The organism is Prochlorococcus sp. MIT2309, from assembly GCF_059772305.1.
The window spans coordinates 45,811-62,592 of sequence record NZ_CM186282.1; the positions used below are offsets into that span (position 1 = coordinate 45,811).

General features: G+C 38.3%; 15 protein-coding genes. 9 read left to right on the forward strand and 6 right to left on the reverse strand.

Translation table 11 applies throughout. The features are described 5' to 3' along the window. Positions 1-40: 40 nt before the first annotated feature. A complete protein-coding gene (gene lepB / locus AC6EJA_RS00230) occupies positions 41-595 on the reverse strand; it encodes a signal peptidase I (RefSeq protein ID WP_498502529.1) in 555 nt (184 codons plus the stop codon). A gap of 72 nt (positions 596-667) precedes the next feature. Here lepB and menD point away from each other — a divergent pair, with 72 nt between their 5' ends. The 4 genes from menD to AC6EJA_RS00250 are packed head-to-tail and all read left to right on the forward strand — an operon-like array spanning position 668 to position 6,317. Then, positions 668-2,458: a 2-succinyl-5-enolpyruvyl-6-hydroxy-3-cyclohexene-1-carboxylic-acid synthase gene (gene menD, locus AC6EJA_RS00235; RefSeq protein WP_498503600.1), complete on the forward strand. Its 1,791-nt coding sequence runs from the start codon at positions 668-670 to the stop codon at positions 2,456-2,458. 18 nt (positions 2,459-2,476) lie between these two features. Continuing rightward, positions 2,477-3,373, forward strand: a complete 897-nt coding sequence (gene menB, locus AC6EJA_RS00240; RefSeq protein WP_498502530.1) for a 1,4-dihydroxy-2-naphthoyl-CoA synthase — start codon at positions 2,477-2,479, stop codon at positions 3,371-3,373. A gap of 48 nt (positions 3,374-3,421) precedes the next feature. Continuing rightward, complete coding sequence (gene glgA, locus AC6EJA_RS00245) at positions 3,422-4,873, forward strand: glycogen synthase GlgA (RefSeq protein WP_498502531.1); 1,452 nt, start codon at positions 3,422-3,424, stop codon at positions 4,871-4,873. Between the two features lie 43 nt (positions 4,874-4,916). Then, positions 4,917-6,317 (forward strand): UDP-N-acetylmuramoyl-tripeptide--D-alanyl-D-alanine ligase, encoded by a 1,401-nt coding sequence (locus AC6EJA_RS00250; RefSeq protein WP_498502532.1) that lies wholly within the window; start codon positions 4,917-4,919, stop codon positions 6,315-6,317. On the opposite strand, the gene glmU is transcribed toward AC6EJA_RS00250, so the two are convergent. The 4 genes from glmU to AC6EJA_RS00270 are packed head-to-tail and all read right to left on the reverse strand — an operon-like array spanning position 6,307 to position 11,553. Continuing rightward, a complete protein-coding gene (gene glmU / locus AC6EJA_RS00255; protein WP_498502533.1) occupies positions 6,307-7,653 on the reverse strand; it encodes a bifunctional UDP-N-acetylglucosamine diphosphorylase/glucosamine-1-phosphate N-acetyltransferase GlmU in 1,347 nt (448 codons plus the stop codon). The two genes, AC6EJA_RS00250 and glmU, sit on opposite strands and share 11 nt — an antisense overlap. Positions 7,654-7,694: 41 nt before the next feature. Continuing rightward, a complete protein-coding gene (locus AC6EJA_RS00260; protein ID WP_498502534.1) occupies positions 7,695-8,663 on the reverse strand; it encodes a tRNA (5-methylaminomethyl-2-thiouridine)(34)-methyltransferase MnmD in 969 nt (322 codons plus the stop codon). After that, entirely contained in the window at positions 8,605-9,933 is a 1,329-nt protein-coding gene (gene aroA, locus AC6EJA_RS00265) for a 3-phosphoshikimate 1-carboxyvinyltransferase (RefSeq protein WP_498502535.1), read from the reverse strand. Before aroA ends, AC6EJA_RS00260 begins: the two co-directional genes overlap by 59 nt. 60 nt (positions 9,934-9,993) lie before the next feature. After that, entirely contained in the window at positions 9,994-11,553 is a 1,560-nt protein-coding gene (locus tag AC6EJA_RS00270; protein ID WP_498502536.1) for a UbiD family decarboxylase, read from the reverse strand. Between the two features lie 66 nt (positions 11,554-11,619). Here AC6EJA_RS00270 and AC6EJA_RS00275 point away from each other — a divergent pair, with 66 nt between their 5' ends. From AC6EJA_RS00275 to sds, 5 genes are read left to right on the forward strand one after another with little or no spacing between them, the layout of a single operon-like run. Beyond that, complete coding sequence (locus tag AC6EJA_RS00275; protein ID WP_498502537.1) at positions 11,620-12,351, forward strand: 2-phosphosulfolactate phosphatase family protein; 732 nt, start codon at positions 11,620-11,622, stop codon at positions 12,349-12,351. Between the two features lie 32 nt (positions 12,352-12,383). Then, entirely contained in the window at positions 12,384-13,208 is an 825-nt protein-coding gene (locus AC6EJA_RS00280) for a carbon-nitrogen hydrolase family protein (RefSeq protein ID WP_498502538.1), read from the forward strand. After that, the gene (locus AC6EJA_RS00285; protein ID WP_498502539.1) at positions 13,209-14,300 is read left to right on the forward strand and encodes an N-acetylmuramoyl-L-alanine amidase; all 1,092 of its coding nucleotides are present in this window, start codon (positions 13,209-13,211) and stop codon (positions 14,298-14,300) included. Continuing rightward, positions 14,297-15,106: a glutamate racemase gene (gene murI, locus AC6EJA_RS00290; RefSeq protein ID WP_498502540.1), complete on the forward strand. Its 810-nt coding sequence runs from the start codon at positions 14,297-14,299 to the stop codon at positions 15,104-15,106. The genes AC6EJA_RS00285 and murI overlap by 4 nt, the downstream gene beginning before the upstream one ends. A 22-nt stretch (positions 15,107-15,128) precedes the next feature. Then, positions 15,129-16,100, forward strand: coding sequence for a solanesyl diphosphate synthase (gene sds / locus AC6EJA_RS00295; RefSeq protein ID WP_498502541.1), 972 nt, complete (start codon positions 15,129-15,131; stop codon positions 16,098-16,100). Between the two features lie 3 nt (positions 16,101-16,103). Here sds and AC6EJA_RS00300 read toward each other — a convergent pair whose 3' ends face one another. Beyond that, on the reverse strand, positions 16,104-16,772 hold the full coding sequence (locus AC6EJA_RS00300) for an HAD family hydrolase (RefSeq protein ID WP_498502542.1): 669 nt from the start codon (positions 16,770-16,772) through the stop codon (positions 16,104-16,106). Positions 16,773-16,782: the final 10 nt, after the last annotated feature.

The following is a 16,782-nucleotide window of genomic DNA, read 5'->3' on the forward strand; positions in this document are numbered from 1 at the left end:
GTAATACGGCCGTTTGTTTAATCTTACAAGTGAAAGGTGCTTAAATGGGCCCAAATTTACTTAAGGGCCAATATCTGAAAATTGCAGTGCCTATAACATTGCTCTCGGGGAGTGGTCCCCACAGGTGAGAATCAAGACTGTTATTACGATTGTCTCCCAAAACCCAGATAGTGCCCTCTGGAATAACAACTGGTTTCATTGTGTATTTCATTGGTTCTAATATCCAAGGTTCGTTAATTAAATTGTGATTTATTAAGAGTTTTCCATCAGAGATCTCAATTTCATCACCTGGAAGACCCACAACCCTTTTAATGAGCGCTGAGCTTTTCTCATAACCGGCTTCAGTTAGTGCTTTTGGTGGTTTAAATATCACTAGGGAGCTTTTTGTAAGATGTTTTTTTAAAGCGAGATTTGCTCTTGGGCGAACTTTTTCAACCAATATTTTGTCGTATATTTGTAATGTTGGGATCATTGAGCCTGAGGGTATCCATCTAGGCTCAACAATTTGCCACCTTAGAAAAAGTGCCAGTAATGCCCATAAGATTAATCCCCTCCAGGATTGTTTTTTTTGATTGTTTTTGTTAGTTGAGGTCATTGATAGAAGGAATTCTTTTAGTTATTAATTACTTAAAACCTTATTATGAAGGTCTGATTGGATTCTTTTCAACTGACTAAGTCTCTGGCATATATAAATTTAAGCGTTTCAATCAGGCTCTTAAGAGGCCTGATTGTTAACGGCCTGAGTTCTTTAGTCCTTTGCCCAGGGAGTCGTTCAGGGCCCCTGGCCATTGCGGCAGGAGGGTTAGCAGATCAAGGTCATCTTAAACTTTTTACATCAATTGATGAGAGGTCAGCAGCATTTATGGCTCTTGGCATGGGGACAGCTAGGGGGCTTGCCTCAGCTGTTGTTACTACATCTGGTACAGCAGTGGCAGAACTTCTTCCTGCAGCTGTTGAGGCGGATCGTTCTTGTCAACCTTTGATTTTTATAAGTGCTGATAGACCAAAAAGACTGAAAAATTGTGGGGCTAATCAAACTGTTAATCAAGAGGAATTTTTAAAGTCTGTTTGCAGACATGTTGAGTACTCTCTTGAGGATGGATTTCATCAGGCCTCAGATGAACTAATCCATGAGAAAACCAATTTAGTTTGGAGAAAAGCTCATGAATTCCCTGGCCCAGTCCATTGGAACTTGCCATTTGAGGAACCTTTACATCCCTCTTTGCAAGAACAAGAGATTGTTTGGGCGGGTTTTAAGAGTTCTAATTTTGTTAGTGACAGAAATCCTGCAAAAGATTTAAAAAATAAAAAAATAGTCACATACTCACAATATAATTTTTGGATTAAATCCAGGCCTGGTGTAATAATCGTTGGCCCATGGCGTGGATTAGCTTCAAATCTTCAATCTTTTAATGAGGCCCTTGCTAAATGGCAAGCTTTAAGTGGTTGGCCAGTTTTTGCTGATCCCCTCTCTGGAATTGAAGATAATCAATCAGGTTTGATAAAAAATTGGGAGCTGATATTAAAAACAGCTTTTGAAAAATTAGAAATTGAAATCAATGTATTACGACTTGGGCCAATGCCATCAAGCAAAGTGCTTGAAAACTGGTTGAGCCTAATTGGTAAGAATCAGCTTTTAATAACTGAGGGGGAACTTAGAAGTCTTGATCCATTAAAGGTTTCAAAACAATTTTCAGGAGGATTAACTAATTGGGTTAGTTCAATTGCCCCTCAAATTAAAAATTTAGAAACTATCACGCCAATTGATTCATTAAAATTTTTATCTTTTCTTGAAGATCTCGATTCTAAGATTTCTCACTGGCTTGACCGTGAACTTGAAAAAGAAAAAGCAATTACAGAGCCTGGATTGTCGAGAGTTCTTCCAAAGCTTTTGCCAAATAATTTCTCCATAATGCTTTCTGCAAGTAGTCCGATAAGGGATTGGATTAGTTTTTCTGGTTTAGCAGGGTTGAAGAAAAGGTGTTTTGGATTTAGAGGTGCATCGGGAATAGATGGGACGCTCTCTTTAGCAATGGGATTAGCACAAATACAAGGCCCACTTTGCTTGATTACAGGGGATTTATCATTAATGCATGATTCCAACGGTTGGTTATTTGCAAACGTCAATACTCCTCCCCTGATTGTTTTTTTGATTGATAACTATGGAGGTGGAATTTTTCATCAATTTGACTTGGCAACTAATTTTAAAGAAGGCATAGAAAAACTTTTTTCAATGCCTCAGCAAGTTGACACACTAATGATGGCAACATCTATGAATATTCCTAATAGGCAAATATCTTGTTTGGATGATTTGGAGACTTCTTTTCAATGGGCCATATCATTAAAAAAACCAGTTTTATTAAGGGTGTCTACAAATTCAAAAGCGGATAGCCTTCTCCGAAAAAAAATTTGCAAAGAATTAAAAAAATACCTACATGCGATCAGTCAAAATAAGTGAATAGCACAAAATCTAAAAATGCTAAATAAATTTCAGTCCTCTAAATCGGAGGAAGAAAATAAAAGCAGGATTAAAGAGACTGAGATTAAATGGGAGCAATGGTACAAATACGATGAGATTTTATTAGATAGAAGCAAAGAGGGGATTGCTAAGATTTCGATTAATCGACCTGAGAAAAGGAATGCTTTTACCCCCAAAACTGTTTATGAACTTTGTGATGCTTTCACTCGAGTAAGGGATGATGTTCGAATAGGCGTTGTTTTGTTTACAGGTGCGGGGCCGTCTAAGGATGGGGTTTACTCATTTTCTTCCGGAGGCGATCAAAATGTCCGTGGAGAGGGTGGGTATGTTGATGAATCGGGGTTGTCAAGATTAAATGTTCTTGATTTACAACGGATCATAAGGAGTCTCCCTAAGGTTGTTATTGCTTTAGTTTCTGGATATGCGATTGGTGGTGGGCAAGTTTTACATTTGATGTGTGATTTAAGCTTGGCGGCTGAAAATGCTGTTTTCGGACAAACAGGACCAAAGGTTGGTAGTTTTGATGGAGGCTTTGGAACAGGTTATCTCGCCAGGTTAGTTGGACAGAGGAAAGCAAGAGAAATCTGGTTTTTATGCCGAAAGTATGGGGCTTCTGAAGCTTTAGAAATGGGCTTGGTTAATAAGGTTACAAAGATTGAAAATCTCGAAAAAGAAGGAGTTATTTGGGCAAAGGAAATTTTGCAACATAGTCCCAGTGCAATAAGGTGTATTAAAGCTTCCTTCAATGCTGAGATGGATGGTTTATCAGGAGTTCAGGAGCTCGCAGGCCAAGCAACTCATCTTTTTTACTTATCACAAGAAGCTAAAGAAGGTAGAGATGCCTTTTTGAAAAAAAGAAAACCAGATTTTTCCAATTATGGATGGTTACCGTGAGAAACTCTTAATCGTTAAATGCAATATCTAAATTAACGAGGAAACAAAATGAAAATACTTTTTGCTGCTGCTGAATGTGCGCCGATGATTAAGGTCGGTGGAATGGGCGATGTCGTTGGGTCGTTGCCACCTGCCCTCTCAAATCTTGGACATGATGTGAGAGTCATCATCCCCGGCTATAGCAAGCTTTGGAGTTTTCTTGACATACCAAAAGAACCGATATTTCAAGCACACACAATGGGGGCTGATTTCTCAATATATGAGACCTCTCACCCTACTAACAAATTAAAAATATATTTAGTTGGTCATCCCGTATTTGATCCTGAATCAATATATGGTGGGGAAGATGAGGATTGGAGATTTACTTTTTTTGCTAGCGCAACAGCTGAGTTTGCTTGGAATTGCTGGAAACCTCAAGTTTTGCACTGTCATGATTGGCACACTGGGATGATCCCAGTGTGGATGCACCAGGACCCAGAGATAAGCACAGTTTTTACAATACATAACCTTAAATATCAAGGACCTTGGAGATGGAAACTTGATCGGATTACATGGTGCCCCTGGTACATGCATGGTGATCACACAATGGCTGCGGCAATGCTTTACGCGGATCGGGTCAATGCTGTTTCACCAACTTATGCAAAAGAAATAAGAACCTCAGAATATGGAGAGCGACTTGAAGGTCTTTTAAACTATATTTCTGGAAAGTTAAGAGGCATTCTTAATGGGATTGATCTGAATGATTGGAATCCTTTGAAGGATAATTCTTTGCCTGCGAATTTCAGTTGTAATGAAATTAAAAATAGATCAATAAATAAGAGAGTTTTGCAGGAACAAATGGGGCTTGATGTCTCTAACAGTAGATATTTAGTAGGAATGGTAGGAAGACTGGTAGATCAAAAGGGTGTTGATTTGCTACTTCAAGTAGCTAAGCGATTTTTAGCTTATACCGACTCACAAATAGTTGTACTTGGTACGGGGGATCGTAACCTTGAATCTGGATTATGGCAGCTGGCTACTGAATTTCCTGGTAGATTTGCTGTTTTTCTTACTTATGATGAGGCTTTGTCTAGATTGATATATGCGGGCACAGATGCTTTTTTAATGCCCAGCCGCTTTGAACCATGTGGTATTAGTCAATTGTTGGCTATGAGATATGGGTCAATTCCAATAGTAAGGAAAGTTGGTGGATTGGTTGATACGGTTACACCCCATGACCCCATCGAAGGATCGGGAACAGGTTTTTGTTTTGATAGATTTGAGCCAATTGATTTTTACACTGCTTTAGTTCGATCCTGGGAAGCATTTAGACATCAAAAAACTTGGAGAGAACTTCAGATAAGGGCTATGACACAAGAGTTTAGTTGGGATAGATCGGCTATTGAGTACGAAAGGATGTATAAAGATGTTTGTGGCATAAAAGAACCCTCTCCAGATGTGGCTGAAATTGAAAAGTTTTCTGTAGGGCAAGATGCCGATCCATCAAGGAATATAAAATGAGATAGCGGATTTAAGAAACAACTTCAATCGGTGACAATTACGAGTGAAATCAATTTTTACTATCAATGAATTAATTGAACTTTTTGGACCCCCTGTAAGCCAAGGTAATTGTTCTACCACATCTTATTTTGAGGGAGTTTCTATTGATTCAAGAACAATAAAGAAAGGTGAAATATTTATTCCATTAATTGGAGAGAAATTTGATGGGCATCATTTCCTTCTTGAGGCTTTCAATAGGGGAGCCAAAGCTTCAATTTTGTCAAATAATAATATCTCTAAAATCCCCTCTGAGTTGGCTTATTGGTTGGTAGAGGACACTCTTAGAGCTTACCAACAAATAGCGTTGTTATATCGAAATTATTTGAATATTCCAGTTATAGCTATTACTGGATCTGTTGGTAAAACGACAACTAGGGAGTTGATAAAGGGTGCACTTTCTCCCCTGGGGGTCGCTCATGCAACAAATCATAATGAGAATAATGATGTAGGAGTACCTTTGACAATCCTCAAAGCAAATTCAGAAAATGCAGCAATGATTATAGAAATGGGGATGAGAGGTTTTGGTGAAATTCGTAGATTGTCTATCTGTGCCAAACCAAATATCGCTGTAATTACAAAAATTGGCTTTGCTCACATTGGTCGCCTTGGAAACCGTAGGAATATTGCTAAAGCAAAATGTGAGATCGTGTCTGGTCTCGAGAAAGATGCGGTGGTTATAATTCCGGCTAACGATTATTTACTTGAGGAAGCACTAAAATCTTGTTGGAAGGGAAGAGTTGTAAGAGTTGGCCTCGAGACTTTAGGTAATCGAGAGGGAGGACAACGTCCAAATGATGACAAAATTGATTTAATAGGTAGATATGATGAAGAATCAGAACAAATAGAATTTAATAATTCTATTTTTCATTTACCTCTTGAGGGCAAACATAATGCGCTGAACTTTATGCTTGCTCTTGCTGTTGCAAAGGAATTAAATGTAGATTTGCTGAAAATCCGACAGATAGAGGTAAAACAAATGAATGGACGAAATAATCAATATATATATGGTGGAATAACCATTTTAGATGAGACATATAATTCCTCTCCAGATTCAGTTATGGCCTCATTAGATTTGCTTGTAAAGAAAAAGGGCCGGCATTTTGCCGTACTGGGTTCAATGCTTGAGCTAGGAACCTTTAGTGCAAATCTACATAATGAAGTTGCTGGATTAGCAGTAAAGCTTTCTCTCGATGGATTGATTTTTGTTTCTCGTAAAATTGAGTCAAAACATTTTATAAAACTAGCAAATAAACTTCCCTATTTCCAAATCGTCTCAACTCCAGATGATGCTATACATTATCTGGAAAAGTGGCTAATCAAGGGTGATGTTGTTTTGTTAAAGGCTAGTAGGGCTTGCAATCTTGAAAGATTACTACCTCTAATCAAGAAAGCATTTAATTCTTAACCCAATCTTCTTTAATAATAGTTTTACTTCTTTCTACTGCAAGTGAACCTGCAGGAATATTTTTGGTAATTGTTGAACCTGCGCCAATTACAACATTAGAGCCTATCTTAATAGGTGCTACAAGAACAGAATTAGCCCCTGTTTTTACATTATCTCCTATTATAGATTTTGATTTTTTTGTGCCATCAAAATTTGCCGTTATTGTTCCTGCACCTATATTAACTGACTTACCAATTGTAGAATCACCCACATAACTAAGGTGACTTATATTAGTACCTTTACTAATTAAACTGTTTTTTAACTCAACGAAATTTCCTACTTTGCATCCATCTGATATTTGAACTTTTGGTCTAATATGGGAAAAGGGACCAATCTTTACATTTTCTCCTACCATCGAATTTCTAACAACTGAATAGACAATTGAAGAATCCATTCCTATTTCTGAATTCTCAATTAAAGTTCCAGGCCCTAATAAACAATTATTTCCAATAATACATTTACCTCGAATATGAGTTTGAGGTTCGATAGTAACATCTATACCGAAAACACTTCTTTCTGAAATACTACAACTACTTGGATCAATAAACGATACCCCATTATTCATCCAATAATCTTTGAGTTTAGTTTGTATTATCCTTTCACATTCTGCCAACTGAATACGATCATTGATTCCATTTACTTCATTAGGATCATCTACTTCAAGATGTAATGCGTGAGTAAGATGAGATATTGTATCAGTCAAATAAATTTCATTTTGAGCATTATTATTAACTAGACTTTTTAAAATCTTTGCTAATTCTTTCCAATTAAAGCAGTATATTCCAGCATTTATTAATGTATTTAATTTTTGTGCTGTTGTACAATCACTCTCTTCAATAATCTCAGAAACATAGCCGTCTTGATCTATGAACACTCTCCCATAGCCTTTCGGAGAGCTTTTTCTTGTACTTAAGAATGTAACGTTAGCTTTTTTATGTCTATGATATTTTATTAATTTTTTAATTGTTGAGCTCTTAAGTAGAGGTACGTCTCCATTGAGAATGAGTAATTCCCCCTCAAAATTATTTAAAATTGGTAGAAGCTGTTGAACAGCATGTCCCGTACCCTTTTGAGGCATTTGTTTTACAAACTCAATATTTTTGTAGTGTTGAAGTGAATCTTTTACTATTTCAGCTTGATGCCCAATTATGACTAATTGTCGATCGGGTTTGACCTTGTTGCAGTTCTGTAAAATCCGCTCAATAAGACTTATTCCACCAAGTTCTTGTAAAACTTTAGGGACATTACTTTTCATCCTTGTCCCTTTACCTGCGGCTAAAACGGCAATAGCGAGCATTTTTATTTAATTATTCAGATTACTCATTACATTAGTCTTTGCTATTGCTTATGCCAATATTTCCTCCATGATGCAGTGCTAATTAAAACACTGTTTTTTTGCTCTTCCTCACGGCGTTTTAGGATTGATTTTGTGTTTCCATTGCTTTCTGGATCTCTAAAAGGGATACTTGCATTAGTTAGAAGATGATCCTCTTCCATTTTTGAAAGTGGTTTAACAATTGATTGATCCAATAAATCTGATTCTTCTTGAAATATCGCAGTAGTACCGATACTCCACATTTTACTTTTCTTTGTAGTGGGTATTGTTGAATAGATTTTTAATCCGGCTCTTCTTAAAGTTCCTCTTATTGCAGCTGAGGATGAGTATGTTATGAGTCGACCATTGGGAGCTAATTTATTTGCTAATTTTCCTAAAAATTCCTCTGTCCATAATCCAGGACATTTTGTAGGAGAAAAAGCATCGTGAAAAATTAAATCAAACAATATAGTCTTAGGAATATCATCAATTTTTGATATCGCATTACCTAAAAGTAGTTCTCCTTCATTATTTTTATTTGTCCATTTTTTTCTCATGTTAATGTTTTCTAGTATCTCTAAAACAGGAGCAGACCATAATTTTTTAAATGAATTGTTTTTTAGCGCAATTTCGAGAGGCCTTTTATCTATCTCAAGACCCCACCATTTTATTTGATTGTTCAACGGGATGCTATTCTCAAAAAAGCATGCAGTGTTATAACCCAAGCCAAAACATACATCTAGGATAGAGATTTGTTGGTTTCTTTGAAAACTTTCGAGATTGGCAGGACGAATAAACTTTTCCGTTGCTTCCTTTAATGCACCACTATTAGAATGGTAGCTCTCATTAAAGTAGTTATTTTTAAAACTAATACTCCCATCACGAGTAGATAAGGGAATTAGATCTCCGAATATTGAGGATTCACTATCAGAGTTATTTATGAAGTCTTTCAAGATCATCCCAGAAGTTCGGATACGAGACGGCTGCTGCATCACTTCGTTTTAGGGTCGAGTCCTTTTGGGCCATAAGAGAAGCGATTGCAAGACTCATCGCAATCCTATGATCAGTTTCACTATCAAGATCTGCACCGCTTAAGGTACAATTTCCCTCAATGGTCAATCCGTCCGGTTCCTCTATAACTTTCGCTCCCATTTTATTGAGTTGTGTCGCAATAACATTAAGTCTATCTGTCTCCTTAACTCTTAATTCACTTGCTCCTCGTATTTTACTAGTCCCCTCGCAGAAACATGCCGCAACGGTGAGTATGGGAATTTCGTCAATTAATCGTGGCATTATCTCTGGCCCAATAGAAAAAGCATTTAATTTATTTTTATAAACCACCTGTATATCTGCAACTGGTTCTCCGGCAATATCTCTCTTATTGAGCAATTCGAAATTTGCATTCATTTGGCTCATTATTTCTAAAATTCCAGTTCTGGTTGGATTTATTCCAACGTTATTAATTATTATGTCTGAACCGTTAACAATAGATCCAGCGATAAGCCAAAAAGCAGCAGAACTTATATCTCCAGGCACTATTATGTCTTGTCCATGTAACTTTTGATTAGGCCATATTTTAATATGTCTACCCATTTCCCCTCCTACCTCAATATTTGCTCCAAATGCTTTTAGCATTCTTTCGCTGTGATCACGAGAACGTGCAGGTTCGATAACTGAGGTGCCGCCATCGGCTGTTAGTGCTGCAAGAAGGATGGCCGACTTGACTTGCGCGCTGGCAACTGGAGTGCCAATAACAGCTCCATGTAACTTTTTACCAGATACGGACAATGGTGCTAAATCGCCATTCTCCCTACCGTTTATCATCCCACCCATTAATTTCAAAGGTTGACTAACTCTTCTCATCGGCCTTTGAGAAAGCGAGTTATCTCCAGTGAGAACAAAATGTCTATCTTCCCTACCAACAAGCATCCCAAGGAGTAATCTCATTGTTGTTCCTGAATTTCCACAATCAAGTATTTGTTTTGGCTCTTTAAGTCCATCAAGCCCCACACCTTGAATCCTTACGAGAGTATCTTTTTTAATATTGGTAACGTTAACTCCCATGAGGGTGAGACATTTTGCTGTATTTAGAGGATCTTCAGCTGGCAAGAGACCCTCTATTGTAGTCTCTCCCTCAGCTATTGCTCCGAATAGAAGAGCTCTATGCGAGATTGATTTATCTCCAGGTACTTTTACTATTCCAGAAAGATGTCCCCCGTGGTTGAGGAGTCGAGATTCATCTGGACAGTTAGATTCTGTCAATGAGTTATTGTCGCTCTAAACCACTTTATTCGCACATATGCTGTCTTGGTCATTTATGAATTATTCATTATTTTTTTTTCTTAAAAGTTCCTCTATTAAATAACCAAATAGTTCTGGACTTGGTATCTCTTTTTGAAAGTTTTCTAATCCAAGTTCATTCATTTTATTGTCTATTCTTTCTTCAAGATCTTTTTCTCTACTCAGAGGTTCACCCCACTCGTGATTTTTTTCAGGACCAATTTTTCTTGTTGCATCAATAGCTAGGCGGCCGCCTAGACCAATTTGCTCGCTTGCAAAATCAAGAGAGTCAAAAGGGGTGTCTTTTAAAATGAATAAATCTCTTTGTGGATCTACTTGACTTGAAATCACCCAAACAACTTGTCTTGGGTCTCTGATATTGATAGTTGAATCAACTACTATGACGAATTTTGTATAGGTGAATTGAGGAAGTGCGCTCCAAAAAGCCATAGCTGCTCTCCTGGCTTGTCCAGGGTAGGCTTTATTTATTGAGATAATTGCAAGTTTGTAACTAAGAGCCTCCATTGGGAGAAAAAAATCTTTTATTTCTGGTATTTGTTGTCGAAGGACGGGCGTATAAATTCTGTTCAACGCGATAGCGAGCATTGCCTCTTCTTTAGGTGGTCTACCACTGAAAGTTGTTAAGAAGATTGGTTTTTTTTTGTGAGTCATGCAATGGAATCTTATTAAAGGCGATTCCTCAATTCCTCCATAAAATCCCATGTGATCTCCAAATGGACCATCTTCAAGTACTTCACCAGGAGTAATAGTTCCTTCAAGAACAATTTCACTATGAGAAGGGACTTTTAAATCAACTGTTTTGCATCTTGTAAGACGAACACCTTCCCCTGCGTATAGTCCCGCAAAAAGCCATTCGCTTAATTGGACAGGGATGGGGGTAGCGGCTGCCATGACTAGTAGAGGATGAACCCCAATCGCTATAGCCACCTCTAGTTTTTTGCCCATTTCTGCAGCTTTTCTGAGATGACCAGCTCCACCTCTGACACTTAACCAGTGAACAGTCATAGTTTTTGCTGATTGTCTCTGAAGCCGATAAACACCAATATTTGGTATTTTTGTCTCGGGGTCTTTAGTGATTACTAACCCAAGAGTTACTATTCCTCCCGCATCGCCTGGCCATGGACGAATCATTGGCAAATCAAAAAGATTTAAATTTTCTTCTTTGACGATTTTTTGATGGCAAGGGGGGGTTAGATCATAATCAGGACGTGCCATGATTAGATCCCAAAGTACATTCCCGTACTTTTTCAGATCAGATAAATTTTTTGGTGGTTTTGGTTGTTGTAAAAGAGCTAATTTTTCTCCCAGTGCTTCAAGTTCATTTGCATTTTCGAGGCCCATACTCCAAACAACTCTCTCTAAAGTTCCCATGAGATTTATGGCGACAGGCATTTTTGATCCTGTAACATTCTCAAATAACAATGCTGGTCCACCAGAGCCCATTATTCGGTCAGTTATCCCTGCTAGTTCTAAGTCAGGATTTACCTCGCCTTTTATTCTCTGTAACTGTTTTTTCTCCTCAAGTAGATCGAGAAAATCTCTCATGTCTCTCAAGGAGTCTTTTTTGCGAAAAAGTTTCATGAAGCAGCAAACTATCCAAAAGTTGATCTATTTACTTACTGTGACTCAATCAAGAGCATTTGGGCAATGAAACTTTTTTATTTCCACGTAGCAAATCAAGTTCCAGATTTATTTACCCCTGAAGCAGCAGTTGTTATCGATGTATTACGTGCTACAACCACAATTGCATGGGCACTAAATAATGGAGCTGAGTCGATTCAGGCCTTTACCGAAATTGATCAACTCAAAAGTGAAGCTGATAAATGGCCATCCGATAAACGCTTGCTTATAGGGGAAAGAGGTGGAAAAACTCTTGAAGGCTTTGATCTTGGTAATTCCCCATTGGGAGTTAAATCTGAGTTGGTAGCCGGCAAAAGACTCTTTATGAGTACTACGAATGGCACAAGAGCATTGAATCGATTTATAAATGTAAAAAAATTGTTTACCTTAGCTCTTCCCAATAGAAAAGCAGTCGCAGAGAGAATTCTTAAGGAAAACCTCAAGGAAATTTGTATACTTGGAAGCGGTTGGGAGGGAACTTACTCTTTGGAGGATTCATTGGCCGCTGGGGCTTTAGCGAGTTATCTTATCTGTCAAAAAGATCTATCAGTGACAGTAGAGAATGACGAGCTCAATGCTGCCCTATGTTTATGGGAAGTTTGGAGAGATGATCTCGAGGGCGCTTTGCGTCTGGCGAGCCATGGTAAAAGACTCGCTGGGATTGGTAATCATGATAATGATTTTGCATGTTGTGCTGAACTGGATAAGCTCAATATTGTTCCCTTACAAAATGAACCAGGAGTGCTTCGCGCTTGCTGATTCATATGAAAATCTTCTTTGGGTTTAATTAAGTGTCGGATTTCCTGGCAGCTGCCATTCAGCTAACAAGTACATCAAATGTTGAAGCAAACTTTTCAGCAGCTGAAGAACAAATTGAACTGGCCTCTAGGCGGGGTGTCGAGCTTGTAGGCCTACCTGAAAACTTTGCTTTTCTTGGCGATGATCAAAAGAGATTGGATATTTCAGCACAACTTTCGGAAGCTTGCAGTAAGTTTTTAGTAACAATGGCAAGGAGATATCAAGTTTTTTTATTGGGTGGAGGATTCCCTGTCCCCGCCGGAGATGATAGTCACACACTTAACAGAGCTGAACTTATTGGAAAAGACGGACAATTATTAGCAAGATATGACAAGATTCATTTATTCGATGTAGATCTGCCAGAGGGAAATACTTACAGAGAATCATCAACTATTTTTTCTGGTAACCAGACTCCTCCAGTTGTTGACATCCCAGGACTTTGTAAAATAGGTCTTTCGATTTGCTATGACGTTCGATTTCCAGAACTATATCGATCTTTAATTGACAGAGGAGCTGAATTAATCATGATTCCAGCTGCTTTTACAGCCTTTACAGGTAAAGATCATTGGCAGGTATTGCTTCAGGCTAGAGCAATAGAAAACACAGGATATGTTCTCGCTCCTGCCCAGACAGGTCTTCACTATGGGAGGAGGCAAAGTCATGGTCACGCTATGATTATTGACCCATGGGGAACTGTTTTATCAGATGCGGGAATTATTCCTGGAGCAGCAATCGCCCCTGTTGATAAAGCAAGAGTTGATAGAATCCGAGAGCAAATGCCAAGTCTAAAACATAGAAAAAAAGAACTTTTCTCATAGATGGCATCGCCTAAAAAAAACCAATTTGGTTTCTTTTTGGTTTGCCTGTGGCTAGCTTTTTTCTCTTTCAATGGAACCATTGCAAATGCTGCTAGTGCACTTGCTGCTTGGGCAATCAGGAAAGATGGAACATTGGAGTTACGTACTTCAGCTGGGACCAAGTTGAAAGCTTTTTTTCAATCAGCGGGTGGTGGTAAAGGAGATAGAGTTTGGATTGATTTCCCAGGAGAGCTTAATAAACCCAGACGCATAAAGGGGAATGGTCCCATAAAAGAAGTCCGTTTAGGAAAACCGTTTGTAGGTTCAACAAGATTAGTTGTGGAGTTCAATCCTCAAGTTGAATTGAAACCTCAGAACCTTGAATTAGTTGGAATATCTGCAAATAGATGGGAACTTAAATTAGTTGGACTGAGACCCGATAAATTAGTTCGAATTGGAGAGGGTGATGTAAAAAGAGCCTACAGAAAACCGTCTTTTCTCAAATATGGCAGAAAAACAAATACAAAATTTAACTCTTCTAATTTGCCAGTTGTAAACAGAGGAGTTCACAAAGTTATGTTGGATCCAGGTCATGGCGGCCCCGATCCAGGTGCAGTTGGTATTGGTGGATTGAGAGAAACGGATGTTGTACTTGATGTATCCAGACAAGTTTCTGAATTTTTAATCTCGAAAGGTGTCATTGTTGAAATGACAAGAAAAACCGAGATTGATCTCGATCTACCCCCAAGAGTTGCTTTGGCAAATAAGTCGAGATCTTCAGTATTTGTAAGTATTCACGCTAATGCTTCACGAGGTAATCGAAGAGATGTAAACGGTATTGAGACCTTTTATTACGCTGGCTATAGAGGGTTAACATTGGCAAAAAAAATACACAAAGAGGTAAAAAGAGTTTCTTACGGAACCCCTGATAGGGGGGTCAAAAGATCAAGGTTTTTCGTGATTAGAAAAACAAATATGCCTGCTGCACTTGTAGAAATCGGATTCGTTACTGGACGAATTGACGCACGAAAGTTAAAACAAGCAGAGCATCGTCAGAAAATTGCTTTTGCGATTGCAAAGGGCATTCTGAATTACTTAAAGGGGGCTGGTTGAATTCTTGTATTGGACTCTTTGACAGCGGTGTCGGTGGACTAACAGTCCTAAGGCAAATAGTTGAGAGACATGGAGATGTTTCATGCGTTTATTTGGGAGATCTCGCTAGAGTCCCCTATGGATCCAAAAGTAAAAATGAGATTCGAGAGATTGCCTATGAAGTTGTTAATTGGTTGAAATTTCAAAACATATCCTCAATTGTTATCGCTTGTAATACGACAAATTCATTGGCCCTAGATATTGTTAAAGAACAATCACGAGTACCAGTTTTTGATTTAATTGATGCTGGTATCAAAATGATAGAGAAGAATAGAGTAGGGGTTTTGTGCACACCAGCAACTGCTAACTCAATGACCTATTCGACAAGAATAAATAGAATAAATTCAGATATCTTTGTTTTAGAAAAGGCTTGTCCAGCTTTTGTTCCTTTAATTGAAACTTGTCAAGTTAATAGTCGCGAGTCTCAAATGTTTGCAGAAGAGTATTTACATCCCCTTTTAGAGGCCAATGTTGAAGAAATTATTTTGGGCTGTAGTCACTATCCTTTTTTGAAACCCCTTCTTATGAAAATCTTGCCACAGAATGTGCGCTTGATTGATCCAGCTCTCGGGATGGCTAAATATTTAGATAGATTGGTGGGTATGAAAATCAACAAATCTCAAACAACAGATAATTGCACTTTTGATAACACTAGATTTTGTGTAACCGCTGATGCCAGTGGATTTGCCTCACGAGCCATGCATTGGTTAAAAATATATCCTGAAGTTGAGGTGGTTTCGCTGCGGTCTAAGGCCTGCGTCTCTTAATATCATTAAACCGAGGCACTTCATGACAACAGTAACGGAGATACTTCAACCAGTCGAGGAGGATATTGAAATCCTCCTCAAAGATCTTCGCAGCCTTATTGGAGCAGGGCATCCCATCCTTCAAGCTGCTGCTGAACATTTATTTAGTGCGGGGGGTAAACGATTGAGGCCTGGAATAGTTCTTTTAATTTCCAGAGCAATATCTAAGGACGGTTCACTTTCCGCCAAACACAGAAGACTGGCAGAAATAACAGAAATGATTCATACGGCCTCATTAGTTCATGACGATGTTGTTGATGAAGCAGCAATACGAAGAGGGGTGGATACAGTTCACAGTCGTTTTAATCACAGGGTTGCTGTTCTTGCTGGAGACTTTTTATTTGCTCAAGCGAGTTGGCATTTAGCGAATTTAGAAAATTTAGATGTAGTTAAACTTCTAAGTAGAGTGATAATGGATCTTGCTGATGGCGAAATTAAGCAAGGCTTAAACAGGTATGAATCAGAACAGACTTTCTCGTCATATCTTGAAAAAAGTTATTGCAAAACTGCGTCCTTAATGGCCAACAGTTCAAGAGCAGCTGGTTCGCTCAGTGGTCTTGATGATAGGTATCTTAAACTTCTGCAGCTTTATGGTGAAAAGCTTGGACTTGCTTTCCAAGTTGTTGATGACATTCTTGATTTTACGGGTAACGATAAACAATTAGGTAAACCAGCTGCTAGTGACCTTGCTAGCGGTTACCTTACAGCCCCTGCTCTATATGCCCTTGAGGAAAAACCAACACTTTCTGAATTAATCAATGGAGAATTTTCTAAAGAGGGAGATTTAGAAAAAGCTCTAGATTTAGTAAGGGAATCTGACGCAATAAGGCGATCAAGGGATTTAGCTGAAAAATTTGCAAATGAGGCCAAAGAGGCCATTACTTGGCTTCCTGATTCCCCTTCAAAAATCGCTTTAGTAGAATTGCCCGATTTTGTTTTGAGTAGGCTTTTTTAAAATTCAGGAGCAATTTTCTTGAAGTATCTGTAGTACTAAATCTAATTGGTTAATTTTAGAAGGATTATTACTAATATTTTCTTTTGAAAGCCCCATCTTTGTTGCTTTATCGAGAACCCAAACTTTACAACCTGCTGATAATGCAGACTTTGTTCCTGATAATGAGTCCTCAATAGCCCAGCAAAAGTTTGGATCAACTTTTAGTTTCTTTGCTGCCAACAAATATGGGTCTGGTGATGGTTTACCCCGTTTTAAAAAAGGATCATCGCCATATACTTTTGTTGAAAAATAATTTATCCATGGGTGGGGAGATGTTTTAGCCGAAACCGACGCTGAGGCGCTGCTCGTCACAAGTGCAATTGGCATTTTGTTTGTAAAACACCATTCCACAATTCTTTCTGCACCTGGCATTGCTTTAGCTGTTTTTATTAATTCAGATGAGATAGGGGCATGAATTTTTAAAATAGACTCAATTGAAGTGGGTTTTTTAATCCAATCGCAGACTTTTTTTGCGCAATCTTTTCTTCTTCTTCCTTTTAATTGATCTAGTTGATCCCTACTTAATTCTGTCTCAAAGTTAGAAGCTGTTTGCTTCCAGGCAATCCCATGAAGAGGTTCAGAGTCGATAAGAACTCCGTCAAGGTCGAAAAGTAGTGCTTTTGGAAGATCCATAACTGATTGG